Source organism: Longimicrobium sp., from assembly GCF_036388275.1.
GTDB lineage: Bacteria > Gemmatimonadota > Gemmatimonadetes > Longimicrobiales > Longimicrobiaceae > Longimicrobium.
Genome location: NZ_DASVSF010000075.1, coordinates 24,565 through 50,823, shown reverse-complemented (window position 1 = coordinate 50,823; position 26,259 = coordinate 24,565). Strand labels below are relative to the sequence as shown.

Annotated in this window: 20 protein-coding genes and 1 pseudogene; 12 read left to right on the top strand and 9 right to left on the bottom strand. The window is 69.1% G+C overall.

Annotated elements, in window-relative coordinates; translation table 11 throughout:
- Window positions 1-9: 9 nt before the first annotated feature.
- Window positions 10-1,227 (top strand): cytochrome P450, encoded by a 1,218-nt coding sequence (locus VF632_RS15380; RefSeq protein WP_331023800.1) that lies wholly within the window; start codon window positions 10-12, stop codon window positions 1,225-1,227.
- A gap of 91 nt (window positions 1,228-1,318) precedes the next feature.
- Here VF632_RS15380 and VF632_RS15375 read toward each other — a convergent pair whose 3' ends face one another.
- Complete coding sequence (locus VF632_RS15375; RefSeq protein WP_331023799.1) at window positions 1,319-3,499, bottom strand: carboxypeptidase-like regulatory domain-containing protein; 2,181 nt, start codon at window positions 3,497-3,499, stop codon at window positions 1,319-1,321.
- A 292-nt stretch (window positions 3,500-3,791) separates the two neighbouring features.
- On the opposite strand from VF632_RS15375, the gene VF632_RS15370 reads away from it, so the two are divergent.
- Together VF632_RS15370 and VF632_RS15365 are read left to right on the top strand one after the other, a co-directional pair.
- A complete protein-coding gene (locus tag VF632_RS15370; protein WP_331023798.1) occupies window positions 3,792-5,093 on the top strand; it encodes a hypothetical protein in 1,302 nt (433 codons plus the stop codon).
- 1,718 nt (window positions 5,094-6,811) lie between these two features.
- Window positions 6,812-7,294, top strand: a complete 483-nt coding sequence (locus VF632_RS15365) for a hypothetical protein (RefSeq protein ID WP_331023797.1) — start codon at window positions 6,812-6,814, stop codon at window positions 7,292-7,294.
- Window positions 7,295-7,671: 377 nt separating this feature from the next.
- On the opposite strand, the gene VF632_RS15360 is transcribed toward VF632_RS15365, so the two are convergent.
- The 4 genes from VF632_RS15360 to VF632_RS15345 all read right to left on the bottom strand — a co-directional run bounded on the left by VF632_RS15360 (window position 7,672) and on the right by VF632_RS15345 (window position 12,795).
- Window positions 7,672-11,214, bottom strand: a complete 3,543-nt coding sequence (locus VF632_RS15360; protein WP_331023810.1) for a carboxypeptidase-like regulatory domain-containing protein — start codon at window positions 11,212-11,214, stop codon at window positions 7,672-7,674.
- A 113-nt stretch (window positions 11,215-11,327) separates the two neighbouring features.
- Window positions 11,328-11,744, bottom strand: coding sequence for a PDZ domain-containing protein (locus VF632_RS15355; RefSeq protein ID WP_331023796.1), 417 nt, complete (start codon window positions 11,742-11,744; stop codon window positions 11,328-11,330).
- A gap of 56 nt (window positions 11,745-11,800) precedes the next feature.
- The gene (locus VF632_RS15350; RefSeq protein WP_331023795.1) at window positions 11,801-12,466 is read right to left on the bottom strand and encodes a DsbA family protein; all 666 of its coding nucleotides are present in this window, start codon (window positions 12,464-12,466) and stop codon (window positions 11,801-11,803) included.
- 128 nt (window positions 12,467-12,594) lie between these two features.
- Window positions 12,595-12,795, bottom strand: a complete 201-nt coding sequence (locus VF632_RS15345; RefSeq protein ID WP_331023794.1) for a hypothetical protein — start codon at window positions 12,793-12,795, stop codon at window positions 12,595-12,597.
- 628 nt (window positions 12,796-13,423) lie between these two features.
- Between VF632_RS15345 and VF632_RS15340 the strand changes: the two genes are divergently transcribed.
- The 4 genes from VF632_RS15340 (at window position 13,424) to VF632_RS15325 (ending at window position 18,241) form a co-directional block, all read left to right on the top strand.
- Window positions 13,424-14,758 (top strand): alpha-amylase C-terminal beta-sheet domain-containing protein, encoded by a 1,335-nt coding sequence (locus VF632_RS15340; protein ID WP_331023793.1) that lies wholly within the window; start codon window positions 13,424-13,426, stop codon window positions 14,756-14,758.
- 254 nt (window positions 14,759-15,012) lie between these two features.
- Complete coding sequence (locus VF632_RS15335; RefSeq protein ID WP_331023792.1) at window positions 15,013-16,386, top strand: amidohydrolase family protein; 1,374 nt, start codon at window positions 15,013-15,015, stop codon at window positions 16,384-16,386.
- Complete coding sequence (locus VF632_RS15330) at window positions 16,383-17,480, top strand: sensor histidine kinase (protein ID WP_331023791.1); 1,098 nt, start codon at window positions 16,383-16,385, stop codon at window positions 17,478-17,480. Before VF632_RS15335 ends, VF632_RS15330 begins: the two co-directional genes overlap by 4 nt.
- On the top strand, window positions 17,477-18,241 hold the full coding sequence (locus tag VF632_RS15325; protein ID WP_331023790.1) for a LytTR family DNA-binding domain-containing protein: 765 nt from the start codon (window positions 17,477-17,479) through the stop codon (window positions 18,239-18,241). Before VF632_RS15330 ends, VF632_RS15325 begins: the two co-directional genes overlap by 4 nt.
- Before the next feature lie 61 nt (window positions 18,242-18,302).
- Here the strand turns inward: VF632_RS15325 and VF632_RS15320 are convergent, their stop codons facing one another.
- The 4 genes from VF632_RS15320 to VF632_RS15305 form a co-directional block, all read right to left on the bottom strand.
- Window positions 18,303-18,896 carry a hypothetical protein gene (locus VF632_RS15320; RefSeq protein WP_331023789.1) on the bottom strand — a complete coding sequence of 198 codons (594 nt, stop codon included), beginning with the start codon at window positions 18,894-18,896 and terminating at the stop codon, window positions 18,303-18,305.
- A gap of 148 nt (window positions 18,897-19,044) precedes the next feature.
- Complete coding sequence (locus tag VF632_RS15315; RefSeq protein WP_331023788.1) at window positions 19,045-20,088, bottom strand: hypothetical protein; 1,044 nt, start codon at window positions 20,086-20,088, stop codon at window positions 19,045-19,047.
- Window positions 20,085-20,474 (bottom strand): HIT family protein, encoded by a 390-nt coding sequence (locus VF632_RS15310; RefSeq protein ID WP_331023787.1) that lies wholly within the window; start codon window positions 20,472-20,474, stop codon window positions 20,085-20,087. Before VF632_RS15310 ends, VF632_RS15315 begins: the two co-directional genes overlap by 4 nt.
- A 258-nt stretch (window positions 20,475-20,732) precedes the next feature.
- Entirely contained in the window at window positions 20,733-21,446 is a 714-nt protein-coding gene (locus VF632_RS15305; RefSeq protein WP_331023786.1) for a carbonic anhydrase, read from the bottom strand.
- A 166-nt stretch (window positions 21,447-21,612) separates the two neighbouring features.
- On the opposite strand from VF632_RS15305, the gene VF632_RS15300 reads away from it, so the two are divergent.
- From VF632_RS15300 to VF632_RS15280, 5 genes and pseudogenes are all read left to right on the top strand, one after another.
- A complete protein-coding gene (locus VF632_RS15300; RefSeq protein ID WP_331023785.1) occupies window positions 21,613-22,593 on the top strand; it encodes a LysR family transcriptional regulator in 981 nt (326 codons plus the stop codon).
- A gap of 451 nt (window positions 22,594-23,044) precedes the next feature.
- The gene (locus VF632_RS15295) at window positions 23,045-23,995 is read left to right on the top strand and encodes a TerC family protein (protein ID WP_331023784.1); all 951 of its coding nucleotides are present in this window, start codon (window positions 23,045-23,047) and stop codon (window positions 23,993-23,995) included.
- A 24-nt stretch (window positions 23,996-24,019) separates the two neighbouring features.
- A pseudogene (locus VF632_RS15290) lies at window positions 24,020-24,355 on the top strand (sodium-dependent bicarbonate transport family permease); the annotation flags it as partial.
- Entirely contained in the window at window positions 24,352-24,657 is a 306-nt protein-coding gene (locus tag VF632_RS15285) for a P-II family nitrogen regulator (protein ID WP_331023782.1), read from the top strand. The pseudogene VF632_RS15290 and the gene VF632_RS15285, both read left to right, overlap by 4 nt.
- 277 nt (window positions 24,658-24,934) lie before the next feature.
- Window positions 24,935-26,188 carry a lipase family protein gene (locus VF632_RS15280; protein WP_331023781.1) on the top strand — a complete coding sequence of 418 codons (1,254 nt, stop codon included), beginning with the start codon at window positions 24,935-24,937 and terminating at the stop codon, window positions 26,186-26,188.
- Window positions 26,189-26,259 lie beyond the last annotated feature (71 nt).

The window sequence follows — 26,259 nt, the reverse complement described above, 5'->3', positions numbered from 1 at the left end:
GGAGCACCCGTGTCCAACTCCGATCATTCCGCTCACCCGGGCATGGCCGCCCTGGTGGGCGCCTACCAGGCTCCCCACGCGCTCTACGACCAGGCGAGAGCCCACGACGGGATCGCGTTCGACCCGGTCGCCAAGTGCTGGGTGGTCACCGACCACCGGGCCGTCCGGACCATCCTCGAGGACCGGCGGTTCACCTCCGACCTGCGCTTCGCGGGCGGGGGGAAGGCCGCGCCGGGCCGGCGGCCGTTCATCCAGGTCGCGGTCCAGAGGCAGATCATCTTTTCGGACGGACCCGAGCAGAACAGTGCCCAGCGGGTGATCCTGCAGGAGGCCGCGCGCAAGATGCAGGAGCTGTCCCCCTGGATCCGGGAGCTCGCGGCCGGATTGCTGGAGCCGCTGCCGGCGCGGGGCCAGTTCGACCTGGTGGCCGATTTTTCCCTTCCGTACGCGCTGCAGACCATCTGCAAGGTGTTCGGCATCCCGAGCGACGACCCGGTCCGGATGGCCGAGCTGGCGCAATGGTCCACCGTCCTGGCAGACCTCACCAGCGGCCACCTGAACGTGCGGATCCAGGACGTCACGCTGTTCGCGGACTTCTTCCGCAAGATGGTGGCGGTGCGCCGCACCTCGCCGTCCGACGACCTGGTCAGCTCGTTCCTGAAGGCGGATACCTTCGAGAGCGAAGACGACCTCGTCATCAACTGCATGGGCACCTTCGCCGCCGGCAGGATGACCACGCAGAAGCTGCTCGGCGACGGCGTGCCGCTGCTGTTTCCGCAGTGGGCCGCCTGGCGGGAGATGGTGACGGCGAACCCGGGGACGAGCCGGCGGCTGGCCGAGGAGATGCTGCGGATCGTGACGCCCACCCGCTACCTGGGGCGGCACGCCACCGAAGACGTGGACCTTTCGGAGGAGTGGGGTCCCGGCCACCTGATCCGCACGGGGCAGCGGGTCATCCTGTTCCTGGAGGCCGCCAACCGCGATCCCGCCCGCTTCCCCGAGCCGCATGAGCTGAAGGGCGAGCGGCAGCCGAACCCGCACCTGGCGTTCGGCCACGGCGCGCATCGCTGTCCGGGGGCGAGCATCGCGCGCGCGGAGATCCAGATCGCGCTGGAGACGCTGCTCGCGACCTTCGAGACGCTCGCTCCGAATCCGTCCGCACCGCCGGAGTGGGATCCGAACCCCAACCTCGGGGGCTACCGGTCGTACCCGGTCCTGTGCAGCTGAAACCGGGCGCTTCATGAACCAGGGCCTCGCCGGTGCGCCGGCGAGGCCCTGGTCACGAGAAGCGGGGGCGCGATCGGCGCGGACCTTCGGCCTAGCGGGCCAGGGGGTCCGGCCGGAGCTGGAAGCGGATCGCCTTGCTGGTGGCCCCCTTTCCGCCCTCCATGTGGAAGGGGGCGCGGGTGCTGATGGCGGCCCAGAGGCCGCGCCCCTTCCAGCCGGCGGCCGGGTCGTCGATGCGGCCGTCCATCCACTTGGTGTAGAACCCCATCGGGTAGGGAACGCGCAGGACCACCCACTTGCCGTCCTTGAGGACGAGGAGCCCCTCGGACTGGTTGCCGGTGTTGATGGGCACGTTCTCGCCCAGCCCCAGCGTGTTGAACTGGTCTACCCAGGTGTAGTAGCTCCCTTCGCCGCTCCCCGCGCTGGTGACGTTGCCCAGCTGCGGGAGGGGCTCGGCGTAGAAGCTCCACCCCTCCGGGCAGTGCTGACCGGTGGCGGTGGGCCCGTTCAGCGGGCCGCGGCACTTGCGGCGGTCGAAGCTGGCCATGTGCCCGCTGGCCAGGGCGGCCCAGTACACGCCGTTGCGGTCCACGTCGCCGCCGCGCGGCGAGAAGCCCTGGTTGGCGACGGCCGGGTTGTTCCACGGCACCTCGAACACCTCGGTGAGCGCGGTGTGCGGCGGGTTCGCGCCGGGGCTCAGCCGGATCAGCGCGCCGGGAAAGCCGAACGTGGTTCCCCACACCGATCCGTCCGGCGCCGGCGCCAGCGCGTACACCCCGCCTCCGTACTGCCCGGTGCCGATGCGCTTGTCCTTCGTGGGATCCACGGGCGCGTTCGGCTCTACGTACTCGTCGCGGCGGCCGTTTCCGTTGCTGTCCAGGACCAGCGCGGTCCATCCCTGCGCCCGCTCCTCGTCGCCCGTCTGGTCCCACAGCCGGGTGTTCACCCACCCGATCACCGGCCCGCCGCCGCTCAGCCACAGGGTGCGGTCGGCGTCCTCGGCGAACATCAGGTGGTGCGTGCCGAAGCAGGTGGAGACGTGCTTCATCTCCCGCGTCGCCGGGTCGTACACAGCCACGTGGCGGTTCGAGGCGTTGAGCGGGAAGAGCCGGGCAGACGGATGGCTCGACCCCGCCTTGCAGAAGTCCGGGTTGGGGGGCGGACGCACCGTAGAGGTGATCCAGACGCGCCCCTTCTCGTCGAGCATGGGGTTGTGCACGTTCGCCCGGCTGGTCCAGATCGCCTCGGTCCCCCAGTACGGCGAGGGGCCCGCCACCTGGGGCGGCGCCGCGCGCGGGGTGTTCGGGTCTCGGAGCGTCACCGGCACCCGCGTGGCCGTATGGGTGTTCGGGTCGAGCACCGGCAGGTAGTCGGCGCTCGCTTCGAGCACGGCGTACACCGGGCCGCCGGCGTTGACGGTGGGATTGCGGCGGTCGGTGGAAACCAGGTCGTGCAGGTACGCCTTGGGGTCGGCCCAGTCCCACAGGGTGATGACGACGTTCCGCTCGATCCCCTGCGGGCGGGGCGGCGCGGGCGGAACCTCGCCCGCCGCGATCCGGTCGGTCCAGTCGGCGAACATCCGCAGCGTGCGCGGAGCGCCCATGTAGCCCACCGTCCCCATCATCGCCCCGCCCGCCTGGCCTGCCCGCAGCCGGTGCTCCCACGCCATGGCGGACGAGTCGAAGGTGCCGAGCGCCGGGTGCAGCTCGCGCGTGCCTTTGCTCCCCATCTGGTGGCACCCCATGCAGGCGCCGTTCTTGAGCATCCGCACGTACTCCGCCTGGCTCTTGAACGCGGGGTTGATCCCGTTCCCCTCCGGGCCGGTGCCGGGAAACTCGCTCTCGGCCGGAACGCGGATCAGCGAGAACCAGTACCCGGCCGGGTAGTACTCCGCCGCGGCGCGCGCATTGGGGGCGGGGCTCGCCCGCAGGTTCAGCGTCGTCCCGGGCGCGGCCCGCTGCCTGGGTGAGTCGACCAGCCTGTACCCGCGCACCCAGACGTCGTAGCTCGCCGGCGGAAGGTCGGGGAGCAGGTAGCGCCCCTGGTCGTCGGTCACCACGATCTTGGCGAACTTCGTCGGAAGGTCCGTGGTCTCGGCGATCACCCACACCCCCGCCTCGGGGCCGCTCGCCCCCGTCACCACCCCCGCGATGTCGTCGGGATCGATCGCCGTGCCGGCGGAGGCGAGCTGCGCGCCGTGCGTGCAGGCGGCCCAGAGCAGCGCGCACGCCGCCACCGCCGCGCCCGCCAGGAGTGCCTTGGTCGTTTTCATCCGTCTGCTCCTGGATGATGTTTCGGCCGCGCTCCGCAGGGCGGCGGTACGCGGCCCGGGGACGCTCAGTTGCGAAGGGGTGCGACCCGGGAATTGTGCCGGGCTGCCGAGTGTCCGGACCCGGTCACATGATGAAGATATGGGCTGCAACCGGCAAGGGGCGGCGGCGGCGCAGTAGAGCCGTGGCGGCACCCGGTGGCCGACCCGCGCCACGAGCGACCGAGCCTGCTCCTAGCCCCCCTTATTGACGGCCCCCTGCCGACAGCACTTCATTTAGAGACGGAGTTCAATAATGATCGATGGCGATGAACCGACAAGTGAGGAGCAGATCATGACGCTGTCCGGGGAGGGGAGATGGTATGGATTCGTGTACCAGGACGAGAGTAGTGAGGACGTGCCAGGGCCGCGTCTTCTAAAGCTGGAACTGGTGGAGGCTGGTTGGTTCGACGGCTTCTGGGCATCGCTGGTCGACGATCCAGATCGGCGGGAACTGGAAAGGCTTGCCCCGAATTTGGCCATGGTGGATTTCGCGACGGCATATGCAAAGCTGCCTCCCGACCGCCGTTCCGCCATCCGCCGCCTGCACAAGCAATTCACCGCCTACATGAACGTGCAAGGCGACCTCGCGCGGGTCGCCCTGCTCGAGGTGATGGTCAGCGATACCACCGGCGGCTTGGGCGAGGGGGCCTGGGTCCAGGTGAAGCTTGGACCCGGAAAACTCCTCAAGCCACTGCGCAACGTGACAGAAGAGGACGAGGCGATTTTCTCGGAACTCGGGCTTACTCCCGCTACCGATGCACTTCCGACACTGCACCGAATCGAGGGTTTTGGATGGCCCGGGGCCGGGCCACGCGAAAGCCTTGGGCCGATTCTAAGCGCCCTCCATTTCCCGCAGGTGGAGGCCACGAACGAGGAAGATCCCGGTGCTCCGCCACATACGCCTCCGGGTGAAACGCCTGCATACGTGCATGTCGGGACCGTGACGTCCCCGATTCAGCGTCCTGTAGAAGAAATCCACAAGTGGCGGAAGTACTCTACGAAGGTGGTGGAAGTAGAAACGGAGGTGGTCGTCCGGGTCGGTAGAGGTGGCGTTCACGGCATGGCTCAGCCAGCGGCACCGGCGCCGCTCCCATCGGCCACCGCAGCATCACGTCCGCGCCCGGGACAGACGCCTGTGCCCACGTATCAGCGCTTCGTGGGCGCGCATGCGGTCGGTTCGGCGAACACGATCTCCGTATGGAACGACGCCGGCACTGTGGCTGCCTACGTGGATTTCGGATATCCCCTGGCCTGGAACCGCAACACGTACCCGGCTGGAACCCCGTATCCCTGCGTATGCTCAGACCCGCTGATAGTTCTGAGCCATTGGGATTACGACCATCTTTCGATGGCCAGATACGTTCGGGAGGCATTCCGCCGCCGCTGGATCGCTCCTCAACAGGTCATCGGGAGCGCAAGCATGCGCGAAGTATACATCAACCTCCTGCGCGAGAGTGCCAACGGGGGGGGAACTATACCTGTGGGAGCAGGCCCGTATGGGCCTTGTTCATACGGATTTTGGCTTCATCGTTCGCGCGACCGGTTCAGCTCCTAACGACGATGGGCTGGTGACGTACGTTCGTGCCGGGGACGGGTGTGTGGATTCGAGAGGGTCGTCTCGCGCACCTTCCGAGTGGCCCGCGAGGGCCGCGCCGGCATCGTTCGCAGTTGTGGAGCAATGTCATCGTGGACCTTTGGTCCGACCGTCTGGATTGCGGGGAGAGCCCATCGGCCCGGGCATTTCCAAGCCGTTCAAGCCGACGGATATCGTCGTCGAGCCGAACGATGCTTTCCCGGACCCAGCCTCTGCGCCGGAAACCGGGGCGAAGGCAGTTCTGGTGAACGACGTGAAAGCCCGCTACGTCGGTGCCGCGGGGGCGCGCCGACGGAATGGCAGCGTCTATGTGCCGTCCTGGGGGGGTGCGGGGTGGGCCATTTCACCAGCCGACTTCGTCGCGAACGGGGGGCTGATTATGGATTTCGGGCCGGACGGGACGGTCGCGCTCTCACCCACACCGCGCTCGCTGTGGGATCCACGAACAGCTCCCATACAAGCCGACGCCTTCGATCCGGTTCTCCGCAATCCCAAGAGCGATCCCGCAACGTGGCTGCCGGTGTGGGGCGCTGACCTCGGAGCATACTGGGAGTTCGAGAGTCCGGTTCGCCCCGGGTGGCCGTTGAGCGACGCGCGGCCGGCACCTGTGTCCTCCATGTCCAATGCTCCGGCCGTCTGTGAGGATGACAGGTTCGTCCTGTTGCCGGGTGACGCCGGCCTGCAGCATCATCCAGAGGTTCCTCCGGGCTTGGTCGTGATTGGGCAAGCGGCAGCACATCATGGAGCGCATACGTGGCTGCAGGAGGGCGCTCAAGCTCATATTCCGCGTCCCGGCGCACCGAATTGTGAGCACATCGTCTACTCTTATGGCACCCGCCTGACTGATTCGAAGGCAGGTGAGCATCCGTACGGTCACCCGAGCCCGGACGCCATCGCAGCTTACGAGGCAAGTGGGTGGGGAAGCACCCATCCCGCACCGGGAAACGGTTCAAACGTGCGTTTTACCCGGCTGAACACCGCTCCCCTCGATTTCCTGAGCAAAGCGGAGTACGATCCCTTAGGCATCGCCGTGCACTGCCAGACTGCACAGTGTGCAACAGACCGGGGGCACCGTAGCGGGAACGTGGCGCTCGGCTGGGATTGTGTTCAGGCCGGGCCGATTACCCAGGACCGCGTTCCGCTTGGCAAACCAACGGCCGGGGGAGCGTTGGTCCGGAGTTGTGCGAAATGCGGGCAAGCTACGAGATATTTCATCTGACCTGAGCCTAGGATCACGGTAGTCCTGCTCGGAGAGCAGAACCAAGCCATTTCACCCGGAAATCGTAGTGCCCGGTCCATCTATCGTAGAGGTATTCTCGGGCGGTGTTAAGCGGGATGAGCTTCTTCGTTCCGGAGAAGAACGCCCGCCTGCCGGCCGCGCAGCCAGCTGGTTTCGACCATCCCGCGGGGACCGGCCATGCCGCAGGACCGCCCTAGCAGCGTTGCGATTCCATGACCGTCCCTGATCTGGAGCGAAGGAGGATTCCATGAACGCGCTAGTCAGTGCCGTCTTGGGTACCGTGGTCTGTGGAACCGCCGCGGCGGCGGTGGCAGGTTCAAGCAGGCCGCAGGAACCTACATTCTCTACCTCTACTTACGAGGTATCGAACTGGAGAGCGGAAGCACTCAAGAACGTGCACGTCACCGAGGCTGAGCTCGCGGCCCGGGGCAGCCGGTGTATGAAGCTGAACAACTACTGGTGCCTGAAGGGCGTAGGGGCGAACGGAACGGCGGGTTGGGACGGCGGCCTGGGTGTGGATGATGATGGACACGCTGCCTTCCGCAGCGGTGTTTACGGCGCACGCGCGGCAGCCCGCAACCTGCGCACCGCGTACACCAAGCGCGGCAGGAAAACCGCCTGGGATATCATGTCTGTGTATGCTCCACCGGACGATTGCGTGGGAGGTGAGCGGAACCGGCGGCCGGATGGAAGCTGCCGACACGGCAAGAACCCGACAGCGACGTATGCGGCCCAGGTTGCCCGCGGGATCAGCGACGACATCCGCGCCGATCTGCGGCTGTTCACGCCCGCGGGTGCCGCGACGGAGAACCTTCACACCCTGCTCGCCAACATCGCGGCCTTCGAGATCGGCCGGCTTCGAGTACGGGACGAGGTCATCCGAACGGGAATCTGCATGGAGGCCGGTACCTGCACGCCCTGATGGACTCTGCCACAGGCCGTAGCTGAAGAAGGGACAGTTATTGGGGGCACCCGACGCAGCATTCCGCGCCGAAAGTCGAGAAGGAGCGGCGAACCTGAGTCGCTGGGCATACCACCTCCCCGGTCGCAGCCTGCCGCTGGCGGGTTCCGCCGACAATCACCGAGACGGTCGGCATTGAGTGGATCGCTATGGCACGCCGAGTTGCGCGTCGACCTGCTCGACTTGCCGCAGATCTTCCGATCGCGCACTCTCCAGACCCTTGTAGATGGTGAGGCGGAACCGCCGTCCAGCCCAGCGGCGACCGCGGGTGAGTCTCGTACGTCAAGTTCTGCAACTTCCCGATCTCACCGGGCCGGAGCGTCCGGAGCCGGCCCGGTTCAAAAATCCGGCAGCAGCTTTACTCCCGAGTGAGCGGACATGGGCAATGTCGCGCGAACTTCCGCCCGGAGCCGGCGCGGAAGCCGCGACCACTGCTCCGGTGTGAGAATCGAGCACGTGGTGGTGAGGCCCCGGTCCAGAACGCCCTGTGCCTCACGGAGCAGTTCGCGCTGGCGCTCCGCGGCGGACCGCACGCGTGCCGCGTCCGAGCCGCCGAGGTCCAGAACCCCCTCGGCCAGCGCCCCGGCGATCCGCTCGGACTCCGCCCGCACCGTGTCCGCCGCCGCCCGGAGCGCGGCAATCTGCGCGGGAGCGAGCCCAAGGGCATGCGTGAGATCGTGCTGGAGCACGTCGGCGGGCACGATCCGCCACGACCGCAGCATGTCGGCCCGCAACACGTCGGGGTCGGTCCGGTCCTGGTTCAACACCGCCTGCGCCACCAGCGCCTGCGTGGCGGGATCTGCTCCCACCATCACCCGCGCCTGGATGCGCAGGGAGAACGGCACGCCCCGCCAGCGCCCCGCGTCGGGGCCGAAGCCGGGGTTCACCTGGTAGCGGAACTCCCGCTTCTCCGCGTCGAATCTTACCGAGCGGAGCAGGACCGGATCCGCCGACGGGTACTGCCCCCAGCCGCGCAGGCCCCTCGGCCCATGGAAGAGATGATCCAGCGCCGATGACACGTTCTCCCCCGACACGTTGAGCACCACCCGCTTGTTCCGGGGCCCGCCCGGAAAGAGGTTCAGCTGCAGATCGAGGAACGAATTCCACGGAGTGCGGCAGCTGTTCCTCGCCGCGATCCTGCCCGCCTGCCGCTGCAGGCAGGAACGGGTCGCCGTGGGGACCCGGTCCAGCAGGGCGGCCATGTCCGCCGACAGCCGGGGATCGCCGGCGCCGGCATCGAAGACGAAGGCCCTGTCGTTCGCCAGCCCGTCGCCGTTGATGTCTCCGTCGACGACGGGCGTAAAGGGCGTCCCCGACAGGAACCGCCAGACCACGGTTCCGGTCGCCCATCTCCGGAGGTACCGCACCATCGACAGCTGAACCGCGTGCCGCTGCTCGAAGTCGCTCGCGGCCCACTCCGCCATGCGAGGATCGGCCGCGGTGGTGGCCCAGCCGCCGGCGGGGCCCGCAAACCCGGTGCTCTGGTCGCGCGCCCAGGTGAGGGTGTAGTGCAGTTCCGTCAAACCGCGCCCCGTGAGCCGGTGCAGCACCAGGCCAAGGGTGCGGGAGGTTGACGCGCCGCGGCCGTTCACCTCGCGCACCACGCCGAAGCGCGGGTCGCGCCGCGAACTCTCGGGCGAGAGCTGGCCAGAAGCCGGGTCGATCGAGACGGGCGCAACGAACACCGGACGCCCCCGCTCCGTGTCCAGAAAGAACACGGGCTCAGAAGCGAGGTTGCGATCGGTCGCGAGCGCGACGGCACGCCCGCGAGCGTAGCCGAAACGCAGTTCGGCCCCGAACCCCGACGGCCGGTGCAGCCAGGTCGCACCCAGCGAGGAGTGCCAGACCTTGGGCGGCGAATAGTCGGCGGAGAAGCCGGTAACGCTCACCATCGCCGGGGAGGGCGATCCCGCGGCACCGCCTGCGCACTCGGTGGGAATGGCCGCCGGATTCTCGATGTACTCCTCCCAGTGCGGCGCGGGCACGGCCGATCCTACGCAGAAGAGGTTCGCTGTCCGGCCGCTTTCGCCTCCCAGCAGAGCCGCGAGCAGGCGTGTGGGCGCCCCGCCCCGGAAGAGCCCCGTGCCCCCGAGAACGCTGAAGGTCGACGTCGGCCCGGACCGGTACCACGTGAACCCGGCGCGCGGACTCATCCGCCAGCGCGAGTCCGCGGGAATCGGCAGCATTCCGAAGGTGGAGTCCGCGCCGATCCAGGATCGCGTGGGGCTCGCGAAGGAGTATCGCTCGCCGCGGACGCCGGCGAGAACCCGGAGATCGGGGCCGGGCTTCCACACGTGGGCCGCGTACGCCGCCATGTACCCGGCCGTCACTTCGGAGGCACGGTCCCCCAGGGCTCGCGTGAACCGCACCGGGCGCCCGGCTTCCAGGTCTCCCAGGCTCGCAAAGGTGAAGGTCCCCAGCCGATTGGCGCGGCTCGCGCGCCAGACCTGCTCGGTCTGCCAGGCGCCCCCCACCTGCAGCTGGTGCTTCCCGTCCCTGAGCATCAAAACCAGGCGGTCCCCCACCTCGAAGACCGTACGCTCCTCGGCCGGAAGTCCGAGTGGTTCCCCGCCGAAGGCCAGCTGTCCCCCGGACCATGGGCCGCCGCTTCCCCCGGAGGTGATCCAGACCTCCCCGGCGGGACCCGCCCCTGCGCCGGGAACGCGTTGACCCGAGATGGAGCCGCGGAGGCTGAGCTCGTTTTCGGCTCGGTCCAGGCGCGACGTGAGCTGCACGAGCGCGCCGCCGCCGAAGCTCTGCTCGCGCGCCTGCGCGAGCAGCCCCTGGGCCGGTCCGGCGGCGCGGCTCGATTCACGGCCGCGTGCATCCAGGCGGAGCATGGCCTCGTGCCGCCCGTCCGGGATGTAGTCCAGGCGTGCGATCGCGCTCGCGGAACGGGTATGGCCCGCCGTGGCGCCGATCGAAGAACCAAATCCCAGGCGCTCCACGATGTGGCGGAAGCGGGCGAGCGAGTCGGCGGGGAGAGCGGAGCCCGGCCCCGCGGGATCCAGTCCGAGCGGCTCCACCCGCCGCTGGTCCGCCTGGGCCGCACCGTATACGAAGAGCCGCCCGGGCAGCAACGGTCCCCCGCCGCCGCCGCTGAAGAACAGTTGGCCGGGCGGGGCGCTCCGCCCGGCGTCCGGGACGTCGCCGGACGCGCGCCACTGCGTCTCGACCGCCAACCGCATCGCGCCGCCCCAGACGTTGGTGCCCCCCATCGTCCGGCCGGCAATCTCTCCTCCCGTGAACTGGCCGCGTGAGACGTCGTACGGATGAGGGAACACGCCGGCCGCCGCCAGGCCCTCCGCCGGCACGTCGCGCGCGTCGAAGCCCGCCCCGTCCAGCGTGGTGCGGTTGCCCGTGGGCGGCTGTCCTTCGATGGAAAGGTCGCCGCCCGCGACCGGCACGTACTGTCCCGACACGCCCGCGGACGAAGCAAGGTCTCCCGGCGCGCCTGGAAACAGGCCGATGGAAACCGCGGCCCGCGACGTGGTCTCGCTCCCGGGGGCCGCGCCCCGCCGCGTGGGCTGCGGAGCGCGCGGGGGGGCGTGGGCGACGACCGGATCCAGCTGAACGGAGGCGCCCGTTGCAGGCGTGAGCTGAAGGTCGAGCGTCTGTGCGGGGCCCTCGTCGGGAATCGTGACGAGGAGGGAGCGGCCGACGAATCCTTCCGCGTCCACCTGGAGGACGTACTCGCCGGCCCGCGGCAGCGCGAGACAGTACCGGCCGTCGGACGCCGGAGTCGCGCGAGCGGTCGCGCCGAACTCGGTGGCGGTGGCCTGCAGCGTCGCACTCGCGATGGGTGCTCCGTCCGGCCTGGTTACGCGCCCTGCCAGACGACAGTCCCGCGTCTGGCCAGGCAGGCTGTGAGGCCCGAGCACCGCGAGCACGGCGCCCGCCACGATGCAGACCCGGCGCAGTGCTGCCGAAAACCGCGCACGGCCGGGTTCCGCGAACTGGCGACGCGCCCGAAGCGGGGCCTGCGCGGGCACGGTCACATTGCGGGTGCGGCGGGGCGGCGAACGCTCGCAAGAACGAACTCGCGGACCGCCGCCCCCCGCCGGATGCGGATCGTAAATACCCTTCCGGGCTCACCGAAGAGCGTTCGGGGATCACGCGCGTCCGTTCCGTTCACGAGCAGGAGCACGTCGCCGGGAAGAATCCCCACCCGCGCAGCCGGTGAGCCCTCCGCCACAGCGTAGACGACGGGGTAGTCGGCCCACCGCGGCGTGCCGTCCGGAGCGGGGCTCGGGCGCCCCCGCACCCTGAGCCCCGTGAAGGCGGTCTTTCCTGCGTTGCGCGACTCGCTTCCCACGCTCCCCTGTTGTGCAGGCGGCTGCGCCCGCTGCCCGCTGGCGTCCGATGCCCACACGACCGTCGCAGCCAGGACGATAGCGATTTCCCACTTCATCTCCTCACCTCCTTCAGATCGTAGAATTCGCCACGCGTATCGCCGCCCCTGTTCGGTCATTCGATCGCGGCACCGCGTACGGCGCGCTCGACGAGATCCTCTAGCACCCCGGGTGGCGCGCCAGAAATGAACCGCTCATTGACGAGCATCGCCGGCGTGCCACGCACGCCCAGCCGCGTTCCCGCCTGCAGGTCCCGCTCGATCTCCGCGTCCGGGGCAGAACTCTGCATGCACGCTTCGAACTCCGCTTCGTTGGGGACTCCCGCGATCCTCGCGAGGCGGGTCCACGGGATCAAGCCCAGCGAGTCCTGCTGCGCGAACAGGGCGTCGTGATAACCCTCGAACCGGCCCTGCCGAGCGGCACAGATGCTCGCCTTCGCGGCGGGCACCGCGTTCTTGTGGTAGGAAAGAGGGTAGTGGCGGTAAACCAGTGCCACGTCACGCGGATACCTTGCCCGGATCGCCCGGAGCCGGTCGGCGGTCACACGGCAGAAGGGACATTCGAAATCGGAGAACTCGACAATCGTGACGCTCGCGTCCGCTGGCCCGATCCGCTGGCCCTCGGTGTAGCTGCGCCAGTCGGGAACCGTGCGGCTTTCGACCTCGGCCGCGGCGGCGGCCGGTGGCGGAGAGAACACTTCCCGACGTACGACGAGGCCGGTCACCGTAACGGCGCACAAGACCATTACACCCGCACCCAGGTTGCTCAAGATGGCTTTCACGGCGTCCGCACTGGTTCAGACGGAGAAATGCCGGCTCTTGCCGAGCCCGCTTGGAAGACTTCCCCCAGCCTCGCACGGCGGCAGGCGCGCAGGAGCGTGCGCCTGCCGCCGTGCGGCTTAGCCCAGGATTACCAGCACTCGGCGTTCGTTACTTGGCAGGTCTGCGTGTTGTACCAGCAGGTTGCGCCCTCGCTGCAGTAGCTGTCCGCAACGTACTGGCAGTACGCGCGAACCGATTCGCGGCAGTCGAACGTTCCTGCACCCGCGGCGGCCTCCGCCGGGCTCGTCAGGAACATCCCGCCTCCGAGAATGACGAAGAGGGATGCCATCGAGATCTTCCTGTTCCGCGTCATAGATTGACTCCTGAGTAAGGCATTATCCGCGGCGGCATTTCCGTCGCGGAACGTTGCCACCGACCTCCGGTGGCGAAGCCGTGGTCCTCAAATGACCGGCGGGCCGGGCGGCCTCACCCTGCTCCATTGAGTAGCGGTCTGTCATGCAGCAGGAACGGACCACGTATACCAGCGTCTCAGTCGCGAACTCTGGAGTGTAAAGGGAAGCATCCACGGGATCATACCCCCGCAAGACATTGTCCCGAATAGTACGCCTGGACAATCAAGGCGTCAATCATCTTGATTGCTCCGCATCCCGCCAGAGTTAGCGCTGCGGTCACCAGGCGGTGGATCATCGTCCGCCTATATTCTCAACACAGACAATCGCTGCACCAGGAGCGTGTCAGGATGTTGTCCTCGCGCGTTTGAACCCGCCGCCGCGAACCAGAATGTTCAGTAAATCCGCCCTCTTCTGGTGCACCGCGAATTCGGCCGATTTGCAAACTAATACGCGACGGCGGCTTACGAACGGCGCAGAACCTGCTGCCGAGACGCGCATCCCCGTGGCCCCGGAGCCTGGTCTCCCGGTCCGCGACACGCCTCTTCATCCCTCCGCCCGACGACGATGAGCACGCATCCCTTCAGGACACGCATCCTGCCCCTGGCCCTGTTCCTCGGGGCCTCCCTCGCCGCTGCTGGCTGCGATGCCGCGCGGCTGGACGGCCCCACGCCCCCGGTGGCGGCCGCGCCGTCCGCCCCGCACTATGCACAGTTCGCCGGCGGCGGGAACGACGTGCTGCTGCAGGCCTTCCACTGGAACTCGCACCGCTGGGACTGGTGGAACATCGTCGCGGCCAAGGCGCCCGACATCCAGGCCGCCGGGTTCACGATGGCCTGGCTTCCGCCCGCCTCGCGCGCCGCCGACTCGGCCGGGTACCTGCCCAACGAGTGGCGCAACCTCGACGCCTCCATGTACGGCACCGGCGCGCAGCTCCGCTCGGCCATCAGCGCGCTGCGCGGCCGCGGCGTTCGCGTGATCGGCGACGTGGTGGTGAACCACCGCGTGGGCACCACCAATTGGGCCGACTTCACCAGCCCCGCGTTCGCCAGCAACGCGCAGGCGGTCACGCGCAACGACGAGTGGGGGCTGGGCACGGGCAACTACGACACGGGCGACGGCTACGGCGCCGCGCGCGACCTGGACCACACCTACTCCTCCGTGCAGACCGAGATCACCAGCTGGATGAACTGGATGAAAGGCACCAGCGCCGCGGGGTTCGACGGGTGGCGGTACGACTACGTGAAGGGCTTCTCGGCGTCGTACGTGGGCGGGTACAACTCGGCGACCGCGCCGTACTTTTCGGTGGGCGAGCTGTGGCCGGACATCGTGGGCGACTACTACGCCTCGTGCTCCAACGCCAACTACCACCGGCAGAAGATCATGGACTGGATCGACGCGACGGGCGCCCGCTCCGCCGCGTTCGATTTCACCACCAAGTGGCAGCTGCAGCTGGCGGTCGAACGCACCGAGTACTGGCGGATGGGGTGCATTCCCGGCGCGCTGGGCTGGTGGCCAGCGATGAGCGTCACCTTCGTCGACAACCACGACACCGGCCCCTCGCCGGACGGCGGGCAGAACCACTGGCCGTTCCCAGGCGCCAAGGTGGAGCAGGGCTACGCCTACATCCTCACCCATCCCGGCACGCCGACGGTGTACTGGCCCCACTACTTCGACTGGGGCGCGGACCTGCGCGGCAAGATCGGCACGCTCATCAAGATCCGGAAGCAGCAGGGGGTAACGTCCACCAGCACCATCTCCGTGCAGGCGGCGGACGCATACCGCTACGCGGCCATCGTCAACGGGAACCTGGCGATGAAGATCGGCCCGGGAAGCTGGTCGCCGGGGAGCGGGTGGACCCTCGCCGCCTCCGGCAACGACTGGGCGGTCTGGACGAAGTAGCCACCGCGCACGGTCGACCGGGGACGAAAGGCCCTGCATCGCACGCCGATGCAGGGCCTTCGCGCTTCATCTGGATCGGTCGTCCGACATCGGGCGGGGGGATTCGGGCACGGGCGCAGGCACTCGCTCGTTGCACCACACCAGTCGTTCGTCACGCGGCAGCGTGCGTCCGCTTCGGAATCGTTACGCGGCATGGCACCGGTGCGCATCATTCCCGGCGATCCGATGCACACCCACTATCCGAGGCCGCCCCGATGCCAGCCCGCAAAGCCGCACTCCTGCTGATCACCGCCTGCGCCGCCTGTCTCGCCCGGAGCGCGCCGGGCGAGCGCACCGGCGACGCGCACTCCCTGATCGCCCTCACCCACGTGACGGTGATCGACGGCACCGGGCGCGCGCGCCAGGCCGACATGGACGTGGTGATCCGCGACGGGCGGATCGCCGAGGTGTTCCCCTCCGGCAGCCGGCCCCTCCCCAACGGCGCGGCGGTCACCGACCTCCGTGGACGCTACCTGATCCCGGGGATGATCGACACCCACGTTCACCTGGGCACCCGCGAGCGCCCTCCGGGAATGATGGCCGAGATCCTTCACGAGGCGTTCATGGGCGGCGTCACCACGGTTCGCGACATGGGCGGCACCGCGACCATCGTCGCCCCGCTCGCGGCTGCGTCCCGCCCCGACTCAGGCGCAACGCCGCGGATCTACACCGGCGCCATCATGGCGGGTCCGGGGGGATGGTTCGATGGCGAGCGCGGCCGGCTGATGGCGGGACGCTCCGCCCCGGGGCAGGCGCCGATGGTCCGCCGCGTCGATGAAGCCGTGGACGTGGAGCGCGTGGTCCGCGACGCGCGGGAGGCCGGGGCGGCGGGCATCAAGATCTACGGCGCGGTGCCGCCCGGCCTGATTCTGCGGCTGTCCGCCGAGGCGCACCGGCAGGGGCTGCGCGTGTGGAGCCACCTGGCCGTGGATCCCGGGCGCCCGAGCGACGTGCTGGCGGCGGGGGTTGACGTGGTATCGCACGGCGACATGTTCATCGCGCAGGTGATGCCCCCGCTCGCGGCCGGCGCCACGGACGAGGAGCGCCGCGCCCTGCGCCACCGGACGTTCCTATCCACCCCGCTGGATGCGCCCCCGCTCGTGAGCCTGCTGGAGCAGATGCGCCGCCGGGGAACCATCCTGGAACCCACCCTGCTGATCATGCTTCCCGGCCCCGACAGCACGGGACAGGTGCCGCCGCGAGCGGCCACGCTCTTCCACTTCGCCGCGGGAATGACGCGCGAGGCGCACCGCCGCGGCGTGATGATCGCGGCCGGCACCGACGCCATCGGCGGCTCGTCACCCAACCTTCACGCCGAGCTGCAGCTCCTGGTGGACAGCGCGGGGCTGTCGCCGCTGGAAGCCATCACCGCCGCCACCCGGAACGGCGCCCACGCCCTCGGTGCCGACTCGCTCGGCACCATCGAACCCGGCAAGCTCGCGGACCTGGTGGTGCTCGCGGCCGATCCCACGCACGACATCGCCAACACGCTGACGGTGGTGTCCGTCCTCCGCGCCGGGCGGATGCACACGCGCACGCGGCCCGTGCTCGTTCCGCCGCAGGCCCGCGCGCCGCGCGCCCGCCCGTGAGCCTGCCGCTCGCCCGGGTGTGGGCGGCCGCGTTCCTGGCCGCCACCTTCATCGGCGTGGTGTTCGCCACGCAGGGGGTGGTGCAGCACCTGGTGCGAGACCAGGATCCGCCCGTCCTGGCGACGCTGGCCCTGCACCTTGTTCCCTGGTACGGATGGGCCCTGCTGGCGCCCGCCATCGTGCGGCTCTGCGCGCGCATGCCCATCCGCGCGGACCGCTGGGGCCGCGCGCTGGCGGTGTACGGGGGCGCGGCCATCCTCCTCACCCTCGCGCACACCCTGCTGATCGCCGCGCCCATCGTGTGGCTGGGCGACCCGCCGGGGGACCGCCGCCCGCTGTGGATCGCCTTCGAGCACCTGCTGCTGAACCGCGCGGCGGTGAACCTGCTCGCCTTCTGCATGGGCGTCGCGGCGTGCCATGCGCTGCTGTACCACCGCACCCTGCGCGACCGCGAGGTTGCCGCCTCGCACCTGGCGGCGCAGCTGGCCGAGGCGGAGCTGCGCGCCCTGAAGATGCAGGTGCAGCCGCACTTTCTGTTCAACACGCTCAACGCCATCGCCGCCCACGTGCGCGACGAGCCCGACGTGGCCGAGGCCATGGTGGTGCGGCTGAGCGAGCTGCTTCGCCTGGTGCTTCACCGCGGGCCCGAGCACCAGGTGGCCCTCCTCCGCGAGATGGAGATGGTGCGCCACTACCTGGCCATCCACGAAGTGCGCTACGGCGGGCGGCTGACGGTGCATTACGCGGTGCCACCGGAGGTGGAGGCGGCGCTGGTGCCCTCCATGCTCCTGCAGCCCCTGGTGGAGAACGCGGTGGCCTACGGGGTGGCGCGGCACGGGGGACCAGGGTGGATTTCGGTGGATGCGGCCGCGCGCGACGGCATGCTGGTGGTGAGCGTGGCGAACAGCCGCGGACGCGGCGCGGGGCGGCAGCACGACGCGGGCTCCGGCATCGGCCTTTCCAACACACGGGCGCGGCTCAGCCAGATGTTCGGCGACCGGCAGGGGGTGGAACTGGTGGAGGGGGAGAACGAGTTCCGGGTGACGGTTTCGGTTCCGCTCCAGGAGAACGCCGCTGCGGGGGAGCACGGATGACGGATACGGTGTGGCGCGCCATCGCCGTCGACGACGAGCCACCCGCGCTCAAGCGCCTGTCGTCGCTGCTGGCGGAGGTGCCCGGGGTACGGCTGGTGGGTACGTACGATGATCCGCGGGAGGCCGTTCCCGCCATCGAGCGAGAGCGGCCGGACCTGCTGTTCCTCGACATCCAGATGCCCGAGATGACGGGCTTCGAGCTGGTGGCCGCGCTGGGTGACGAGTGCCCGCTTGTGATCTTCGTCACCGCGTACGACGAGCACGCCATCCGCGCCTTCGAGGTGAACGCGCTGGACTACCTGCTGAAGCCCGTGCAGCGCGAGCGCTTGGCCGCGACGCTCGCCCGCGCGCGGGAGCGGCTGTCGACGCGGTCCGCATCCGAGATCCAGGCTCAACTCCACGCCGTTCTCCGGGGCATGGGCGCGGGCGCGCCGGCACGGGTGGCGGTGCGCACCGGCACCCGGGTGCTGCTGCTGGACCCGGCCACCATCGACCGCGTGGAGGCGGACGGCAACACGCTGACCCTTTACGCCGGGCGCGAGCGGGTGGAGTTCCGCGAGACGCTGACGGCGTTCGAGGCGCGCCTTCCGCCCGGGCGCTTCGTGCGGGTGAGCCGCTCCACCGTGGTCAACCTGGCGAGCGTGCGCCAGGTGGAGCCCTGGTTCAACGGCGACTACGTGCTCATCCTGGCGGACGGCGCCAAGGTGACCACCGGGCGCACCTACCGCGACCGCGTTCGCGCCGCGCTCGGTCTGGCCTGACGCGTCGAGTCGCGCCCCGATCCCGGCTACGGACGTGCGGCGGTGCCCTGCCCCGCCACATTCACGAACCGGAGCCGTTCCAGCAGTTGGACGAGGTGCTCGGGTCCCAGGTTGGACCACACGTTGTATAGGCACTGCTGGCCGGGGATGCGCAGATAAGCGAGCTGGTTGGGACCCGTTCCGCCCTCCGGGCCGTAGCCAGCCGTGCTTCCATCGAGCCAGCGCAGCAGATGAGGCCAATCGGAGTAGGAATCGTCCGGGCGCTGGAGCCCGTGCCCGCGATGCCGAACGCGCTGCGCTGCCCCGGCAGGTCGTAGGCGATCGCCCACCCGCCGCTGAACTGCGCGGCACGCACCCGGGCACCCGTGTGCGGCTCCAGCGAAACAGGAGCGAGCGGAGCGCAGGTTGCGCGGTTCTCCGCCTGCCGCCACTGCACCAGGAGCACCCCGGGCGCCTCCGCGGATGAGAGCGGCGGCTGGTCCCAGGGAGCCGGCGCAAGCGCCTCCTCGACCGGCGGCGCCGGAGCGGGAGCCGGATCGGCCGGCGCGTGGACGGGCGGCGGCGGGAGCGGCGAGGGCTGCGCCGGCGGCTGGGCGGCCGTGCAGGCAGCCAGGACCAGGAGCGGGAGCGGGAGCGCGTGAGTGAGACGACGCATGGCGGATGGGTGCTGACGTAGACGTGGTGGCGGTGTGGCGAAGGACGCCGGAGGCATGTTCCACGCCTCCCCTCTCGCTGACGCGGCCTGACGGGCGGTTGCTGACTGCCCCGCAAGGCATCCTCGCGGTGACGTAGTTCAGCTATGGCTATGCGAACAGGTTCCTCCACTGAGGCGAGAGCCGCTCCAGCACTTTGCCCCCACGCCACACCAGGCTGTCCAGGCGATCTGCGTTGCCATATGCCCAGAACGCAACCTCGCGAGATGCACTCCAGTCATGTAACGCGCCCACACTCTTGAAGGACGACGCCAGCTCATCCCCGAGCGTCTCGTTGCGAAAGAGCCAGCGATGGAGATGAGCCTCCGCCGCGAGGTGGTCCGCTTTGCTCGAATTGCACGGTCCATGCGCGAGCACGAAGTTGTGCCCAAGGTCTACAGGGTATCGCGACCATGGAATGAAGTGGTCCACGGCCGCTCCACCATTAAGTCGATTGCCGCAATAGAAGCATTCTCCCCGTTGTACTTCCGTCAGGATTGGGTGATACAGGGCAAGGTTCGAACGCTCGGTTCCGAACAGGAAGGCGGAAAGGTCCACCGTGCTTCCCAGAACGCGCAGGTTCTTCGACCGCACGAACCGCAGCCACGCTCCCCGAACCAGATCCAGGATCAGGTCGTAGAACGCTCGAAAACAATAGGCTACGCCGGGGTTCAGCACGATCCGATCGCCGCCGCCGACGTTCTCGTACAGAAAATCGAGCTTCTCCTGTCCCACCGTCTGCAGCCTCCACAGCGGCATCTCCCGCAACGTGCCGTCTACCTTGCGGACGAGTGCTTCCCATCCCCGGCGGTTCTGCTTGAGCATTCCGAGTTGGTCGCCGTACAGCGCGCGAGCCGTCGTGATGCTGGAGACGATCGCGGCCTGTCTGCCGGTGTTCTGCTGGAGAATCGCGGGACTTTCCGAGGGGAACGGGGCCGCCTGTCGCCAGTACAGCTCGATCAGCTGCTCGCTGATGTCGCGGGTTTCGAGCGGAAGTTCATCGCCGGTGTCACTCCCCCGCATCACGGCCAGATCAGCCAGCGCGTGCAAAAGCGCGAACTTGTACGTCGCGACGAACCCTCCGTCCGACAGGATGCGCTGAAGCTGCTGGAGAAATCGGACCTGCTCCGCGGCGGTCGGTGGCGGAAGGCTCATCGGGCGGGATCGTTCCAGTACGCCGCCCTGGCGGGGATCACCCACCGGATTCCGCCGCGTGGATCGTCCACGTCGCCGGCCCGGCGAGGAATGACGTGCACGTGCGCGTGCATGACGGTCTGGCCCGCCGCGATGCCGTCGTTCAGTCCCACCGTAAAAGCGTCGGCCGTCAGCTCCGCCGCCAAGGCGCCGCGGACGCGTGCCACGAGCCCCCAGAGTGAGGCCAGTTCGTCCGCATCCAGCTCGAAGGCACTCTCGACGTGCCGGCGGGGGATCACGAGAGTATGTCCCTCTGCGACGGGATAGCGGTCTCGCAGCGCCACGGAATGCCGATCCTGCTCGACGATGCCATCCGGCCGCGGATCACAGAACGGACAGGCACTCATGACGGGAGACTCTGCAGCAATCAGGTGGGATCATCACACCGCATTCTGCCCATCAGGCCAACCAGAATCAGCCACGGGCGCGACGCGGGACGGCACGCCGCAGGATACATTTCCCAAGCTGAATCCACAACCCGACTCATCCTACAGGTTTCCCCGGGCCACATCACCCGCCATGGACGTATGAAAAAGCGAACCCGCCGGCAGCGACGCCGGCGGGTTCGTCTCCTTCACGCGTCCGGGGACGCCTGCGCCTGCCGGTCACCCCTCCAGCAGGGTAACCCGGCCCGTCTCCAGGTCGTAGACGCCGCCCGCCACCACCAGCTTTTCCTCCGCGATCAGCTGCGCGATCACGGGCGACGACGTGCGCAGCAGCTCCGCCTGGATCCGTACGTTGTGGCGCGCCACGTCCTCCAGCTCGCGCGTGGCCGAGCGGTCCACCGCCGGGCGGATGTGGCGGTACAGCGTGCTGATCTGCCCGGGCACCGCCTGGCCGGCGATGGTGGCCTTCACGGCGCCGCAGTGCGTGTGGCCCAGCACCACCAGCGCCTTGGCCCCCAGCACCAGCGTGCCGAACTCCAGGCTGCCGATCAGCTCCGGGGTGACGATGTTCCCTGCCGCGCGGCACACGAACACGTCGCCGAAGCCCTGGTCGAACACGATTTCCGGTGGCACGCGCGAGTCGGCGCACGAGAGCACGGCGGCGAACGGCGCCTGGCCGGTGGACACCTCGCGCACGCGGGCCATGTTGCGGTTGGGCCCCACGGCGCGCCCCTCGACGAAGCGCCGGTTGCCCGCCATCAGCTCGGCCATCGCCTGGGCCGGATTGCGGATGGGCGGAAGCGCGTCGTCGGCGGCGGCGAGCAGCGGCATGGGCAGAGCGCCACCCGCGGCCACGGCGGCGCCCGAAAGCGAAAGGAGGCCCAGCGCGCGGCGGCGGGAGACGGGCTCGGCCAGCGGATCGGTGGCGTTCATGCGATATCGGTGCGGTTCGGGGTGGATGACTGGCGCATAGGGCCGCCGGACGCCAACCATGATCACACCTTTGACAGCCGAGCACAAATGCATAATCGTTAGCGGATCCATCGCTTTCGCTGATGGATGGCGCTCCGCCGCGCCGCCACCCGTTCCCCGTTCACCCGTGCCCTCGCTCAACTACCGCCACCTGCAGTACTTCTGGACCGTGGCGCGCGAGGGGAGCATCGCGCGCGCCGCAAAGGTGCTGCACGTCACCCAGCCCGCCATCAGCGCGCAGCTTCAGAAGCTGGAGCAGCAGCTGGGCGAGCCCCTGTTCGTGCGTGCCGGCCGCGGGCTGGCGCTCACGGAGGCCGGCCGCACCGCGCAGAAGTACGCGGACGAGATCTTCGGGCTGGGGCACGAGCTGGCCGAGACGCTGCGCGGCCGCCCCACCGGCAAGCCCATGCGGCTCACCGTCGGGGTGACGGACGCCTTTCCCAAGCTGCTGGCGTATCGCCTGCTGGCGCCCGCGCTCAACATGGAGCCGCCCACGCAGCTGGTGGTGCACGACGACCGTCCCGAGCGCCTGTTCGCGGAGCTCAGCATCCACGAGATAGACATGGTGCTCACCGACTCGCCGCTGCCGGCGACGGCGCCGGTGCGCGCCTTCAACCACCTGCTGGGCGAGTGCGGGATCACCTTCTTCGGCGCGCCGTCGCTGGCGGAAGCATATGCGCCGGACTTTCCGCGGTCGCTGGATGGCGCGCCCATGCTGCTGCCGACGGAGGGCACCACGCTGCGCCGCTCGCTGGCGCAGTGGTTCGACGACGCCGGCGTTCGCCCGCGCGTGGTGGCCGAGGTGGGCGACAGCGCGCTGCTGAAGACGTTCGGGCAGGCGGGGATCGGCCTGTTCGCGGGGCCGTCCGCCATCGAGCCCGAGATCCGGCGGCAGTACGCGGTGTCCGTCGTCGGGCGCGCGGACGAGGTCCGCGAACGGTTCTATGCCATCTCGGTGGAGCGGCGGCTGAAGCACCCCGCCGTGCTGGCCATCTCGCAGGCCGCGCGCGAAAGCCTGTTCACCGCCCGGCGCCGGCCCCGCGACCGAAAGCAGGACGAGCCCGCGGCGCCGGACGGCGTGGCGGTCGAAGAGGTCGTGGAGGCGTAACGGCGGCTTGCGTCGCTCCTGTTCGAAGGAGGCCCTCCGGCCCGTGCCGGGGGGCCTCTTCGCATCCACATCTCTCGACCCCTTCCGGCGCCCGCGGCGGATCATGCACGTTTCTACCACGATCCATAGCTTTTGCTTATGAGTACGCGATTGCTGCATCCAGTCAAATTGTTGCACATCCATCATTTGCGTCGATTTCGGACAAGAGGGCGATGGGGCATCAACACGAACGGACACTGGTTACGGAGGTTGATGGCGTAGGGGATTCCCGACAGATTCGCTGACGTGGGGAGTAGCCCTCCGGCCGCGCGACGCCGCGCCGGAGCCGCCGGCCGCCACCCCGGGGCGCCCATGCGCCCCCGGCCGGCGGGGACGAACGAAATCCGTCCTGGGCAAGACCACCTGAGAAGGGCACCGGGCCGCATGGCGGCCCCACGGCAACGAGGGATCTGTGGCGACGAGCATCTGGTTCTGGGTGGGCTTCAACGCGTTCGTGCTGCTGATGCTGGCGCTGGACCTGGGGGTGTTCCACCGCCGCGCGCACGAGGTGAAGCTCAAGGAGGCGGCCGCGTGGAGCGCTGTGTGGGTGACGGTGGCGATGTTGTTCAACGTCGCCATCTACCTGTACGCCGGCCCGCAGGCCGGGCTGGAGTTCCTGACGGGCTACCTGGTGGAGAAGTCGCTGGCGGTAGACAACATCTTCGTCATCGCCATGATCTTCTCGTACTTCGCCGTGCCGTCCATCTACCAGCACCGGGTGCTGTTCTGGGGCATCCTGGGCGCGCTGGTCATGCGCGGCGCGTTCATCGGCGCGGGGGCGTACGCGCTGGAGCGCTGGCACTGGGTGATCTACGTCTTCGGCGGCATCCTGCTGCTCACCGGCATCAAGATGGCCGTGCGCAAGGACGAGGCGGTGGACCTGGAGAACAACGTGGTGGTGAAGACGGCGCGCCGCTGGCTTCCCATCAGCTCGCGGTACGACGGGCAGAAGTTCTGGACGGTGGAGAACGGAAAGCGGATGGCCACGCCGCTCTTCCTGGTGCTGCTGCTGGTGGAGGTGACGGACCTGGTGTTCGCCATCGACAGCATTCCGGCCATCTTCGCCATCACCAAGGACCCGTTCCTGGTCTACACGTCCAACGTGTTCGCCATCCTGGGGCTGCGCAGCATGTACTTTCTGCTGGCCGGCGTGGTGCACAAGTTCGTGTACCTGAAGTACGGCCTGTCGATGGTGCTGGTGTTCGTGGGCGGCAAGATGATGCTGCTGGACGTGGTGAAGGTGCCCACGGCGGTGTCGCTGGGCGTGATCGCCACCCTCATCGGCGGCTCCATCGCGGCCTCGCTGTGGACGGCCCGCGGCCGTGCCGCGGGTGCGGCGGCACCGGCGCCGGCCCCCCACTGAGCGCGCGGGGACGGCGTAGCCCATGGGATGGTGGCGGCGCGCCGGTTTCGCGACCTGCGCACCGGCGGCGCCTTTCTCGTGGGCTTCGCCATCGTCATGCCCCTGCTGCACGGAACCGTGGGCGTGGTGCTGGGAAGCCTGGCCGGGCTCTCGCTGGGCGGCTGCACGGTGATGGGCGTGATGGCGGCCAGCGCGTCGTACATCGCCGCGCCCGCGGCGGTGCGCATCGCCCTTCCCGAGGCCAACCCGGGATACTACCTGACGGCGGCGCTGGCCATCACCTTTCCCTTCAACCTGGTGGCGGGCATCCCCGTGTACTTTGCCATCGCGCGGTGGATGCACGCGGGAGGCGCCGGATGAACACCGTTCCGCTGAAGAAGGTCACCATCATCTCCGAGGCGGTCCTGGAGCCGGAGATCCTGCGGATGGTGAAGGAGCTGGGCGCCCGGGGCTACACCACCGTGCAGGCGCGGGGCGAGGGCTCGCGCGGGGTGCGCGCGAGCGAGTGGGAGGGCCACAACGTGATGGTGGAGGTGCTGGTGGACGCCGCGACGGCCGACCGCATCCTGGGGCACGTGGCGGAACACTACTTCGAGCATTATGCCGTGGTGGCCTACCTGACGGACGTGCGCGTGGTCCGCGGAGGCAAGTACACGGCGTAGCCGGCCCGGGAGGATGATTCCATGAGCGACGCAGGCATCGCCGTGCCTCGCCGCTGGCCGTCCGCAGTCCATCCCCTCCGCACCGCAGGCGGCAAACGTTTCCTGTTGCAACCTGCGCGGCGCCATTACCCTTCGCTCTTCACGGAACGGAATGCGACAGGATGCGCACTCCTTCCGTGAAGAGCGCCGGGACCTTCCCGCGCCGTCCCGCCGCTCGCCCGCGCCGCTCCCCCTCCCGCGCGCGGGCCCCCCCAATCTCTTGAAAGGAAGGCACGCCGTGACCGCGCCCACCAAGCAGCAATCCATCATCTACCAGGTATCCATGTACTCGGCCCTGGTCGACAACCAGAAGGGCCCCAACCTGGAAGCCGACCTGTACGCCGACATCCAGGCCGCGCTGAAGAACGCGGAAGCCGACATCGGCCGCTGGTCGGTGGCGTGGGGCCCCATCGTGGTGCCGTTCGACACCACGTCGTACGCCCTGAACGCCATGTACGTGGCCCAGAGCGAAGACCAGCCGGGGACGTACGTCGTGGGGATCGCGGGCACCAATCCCGACTCGCTGGCCGACTGGCTGCTGGAGGACGGGCTGGTGTCGGTGCAGCTTCCGTGGATCTACGGGCTGTTCGAGGCGCCCGACGCCAGGATCTCGCTGGCCACGGGCATCGGGCTCGTCATTCTGCAGAACGCCACCCCGGGCACCGGCATCCCGGGCAGCGGCACCACCCTGCTGCAGTTCGTGCAGGGGCTCGGAGGCAAGAAGGGAACGAACCTGATCGTCAGCGGGCACAGCCTGGCGGGCGCGCTCTCGCCCACGCTCACGCTGTGGCTGCAGGACATCCGCATCCTGTGGGACCCGTTCAGCGCCGTCACGCTCTCCACCATGCCCACGGCCGGCCCCACCGCGGGCAACGCCGCATTCGCCGCGTACTCCAATTCCAGGATCTCGGCGACGCGCTTCGCCAACGCCATCGACGTGGTGCCGCATGCGTGGCAGGCGTCGGACCTGGCCGAAATCCCCACGCTGTACGCCCCGAACATCGAGCCCGACGCCACCATCAACGACCTGGTGGCGGGCGCCCAGAAGCTCTCCGCGAACGGAGACTACACGCAGATCGTGAACGACACCGGGTGGTTCCCGTTCCAGGTGAACAAGGCGATCATCCACGAATTCGCCCCGCCCCTGGTGAACTTCTCGCTGCAGCTCGCCTGGCAGCACACCACGGCATACCTCCGGTACTTCGGCGTGAAATCGTCGGAGCTGGAGGGCTGGGCCGGCCGGTTCCAGACCTCCTTCGCGGCGGCGGCATCCGCGGCGGGCACGGCCACGGGCGCGGCACGAACCGTCACGGCACCGGTCGGCGGCACGCCCACCGTCATTCCGTCCGGCTCCGACCCGGGCTCGGCCGACATCGCCGGCCAGGTGCTGGCGGACCTCCGCAGGGCCGGGACCCCCGAACAGCAGCAGCAGGTCTCGATTCCCGTCGATCCGCAACGCCTGGCGAATTCGCCCGCCGGCACCGCTGGCTGACGATCGGTCCCGGCAACGAATCGCCCCCGCGAGGCATGGTGCCTCGCGGGGGCGATCGGCTTTCATGCATC

What these genes read in the sequence shown, in the direction of transcription:
- VF632_RS15285 (WP_331023782.1), top strand. Translation starts at nt 24,352, where the DNA reads ATGAACACCGTTCCGCTGAAGAAGGTCACCATCATCTCCGAGGCGGTC.
- VF632_RS15325 (WP_331023790.1), top strand. Translation starts at nt 17,477, where the DNA reads ATGACGGATACGGTGTGGCGCGCCATCGCCGTCGACGACGAGCCACCC.
- VF632_RS15310 (WP_331023787.1), bottom strand. Translation starts at nt 20,474, where the DNA reads ATGAGTGCCTGTCCGTTCTGTGATCCGCGGCCGGATGGCATCGTCGAG.
- VF632_RS15315 (WP_331023788.1), bottom strand. Translation starts at nt 20,088, where the DNA reads ATGAGCCTTCCGCCACCGACCGCCGCGGAGCAGGTCCGATTTCTCCAG.
- VF632_RS15355 (WP_331023796.1), bottom strand. Translation starts at nt 11,744, where the DNA reads ATGAAGTGGGAAATCGCTATCGTCCTGGCTGCGACGGTCGTGTGGGCA.
- VF632_RS15345 (WP_331023794.1), bottom strand. Translation starts at nt 12,795, where the DNA reads ATGGCATCCCTCTTCGTCATTCTCGGAGGCGGGATGTTCCTGACGAGC.
- VF632_RS15340 (WP_331023793.1), top strand. Translation starts at nt 13,424, where the DNA reads ATGAGCACGCATCCCTTCAGGACACGCATCCTGCCCCTGGCCCTGTTC.
- VF632_RS15375 (WP_331023799.1), bottom strand. Translation starts at nt 3,499, where the DNA reads ATGAAAACGACCAAGGCACTCCTGGCGGGCGCGGCGGTGGCGGCGTGC.
- VF632_RS15335 (WP_331023792.1), top strand. Translation starts at nt 15,013, where the DNA reads ATGCCAGCCCGCAAAGCCGCACTCCTGCTGATCACCGCCTGCGCCGCC.
- VF632_RS15305 (WP_331023786.1), bottom strand. Translation starts at nt 21,446, where the DNA reads ATGAACGCCACCGATCCGCTGGCCGAGCCCGTCTCCCGCCGCCGCGCG.
- VF632_RS15365 (WP_331023797.1), top strand. Translation starts at nt 6,812, where the DNA reads ATGAAGCTGAACAACTACTGGTGCCTGAAGGGCGTAGGGGCGAACGGA.
- VF632_RS15370 (WP_331023798.1), top strand. Translation starts at nt 3,792, where the DNA reads ATGATCGATGGCGATGAACCGACAAGTGAGGAGCAGATCATGACGCTG.
- VF632_RS15320 (WP_331023789.1), bottom strand. Translation starts at nt 18,896, where the DNA reads ATGCGTCGTCTCACTCACGCGCTCCCGCTCCCGCTCCTGGTCCTGGCT.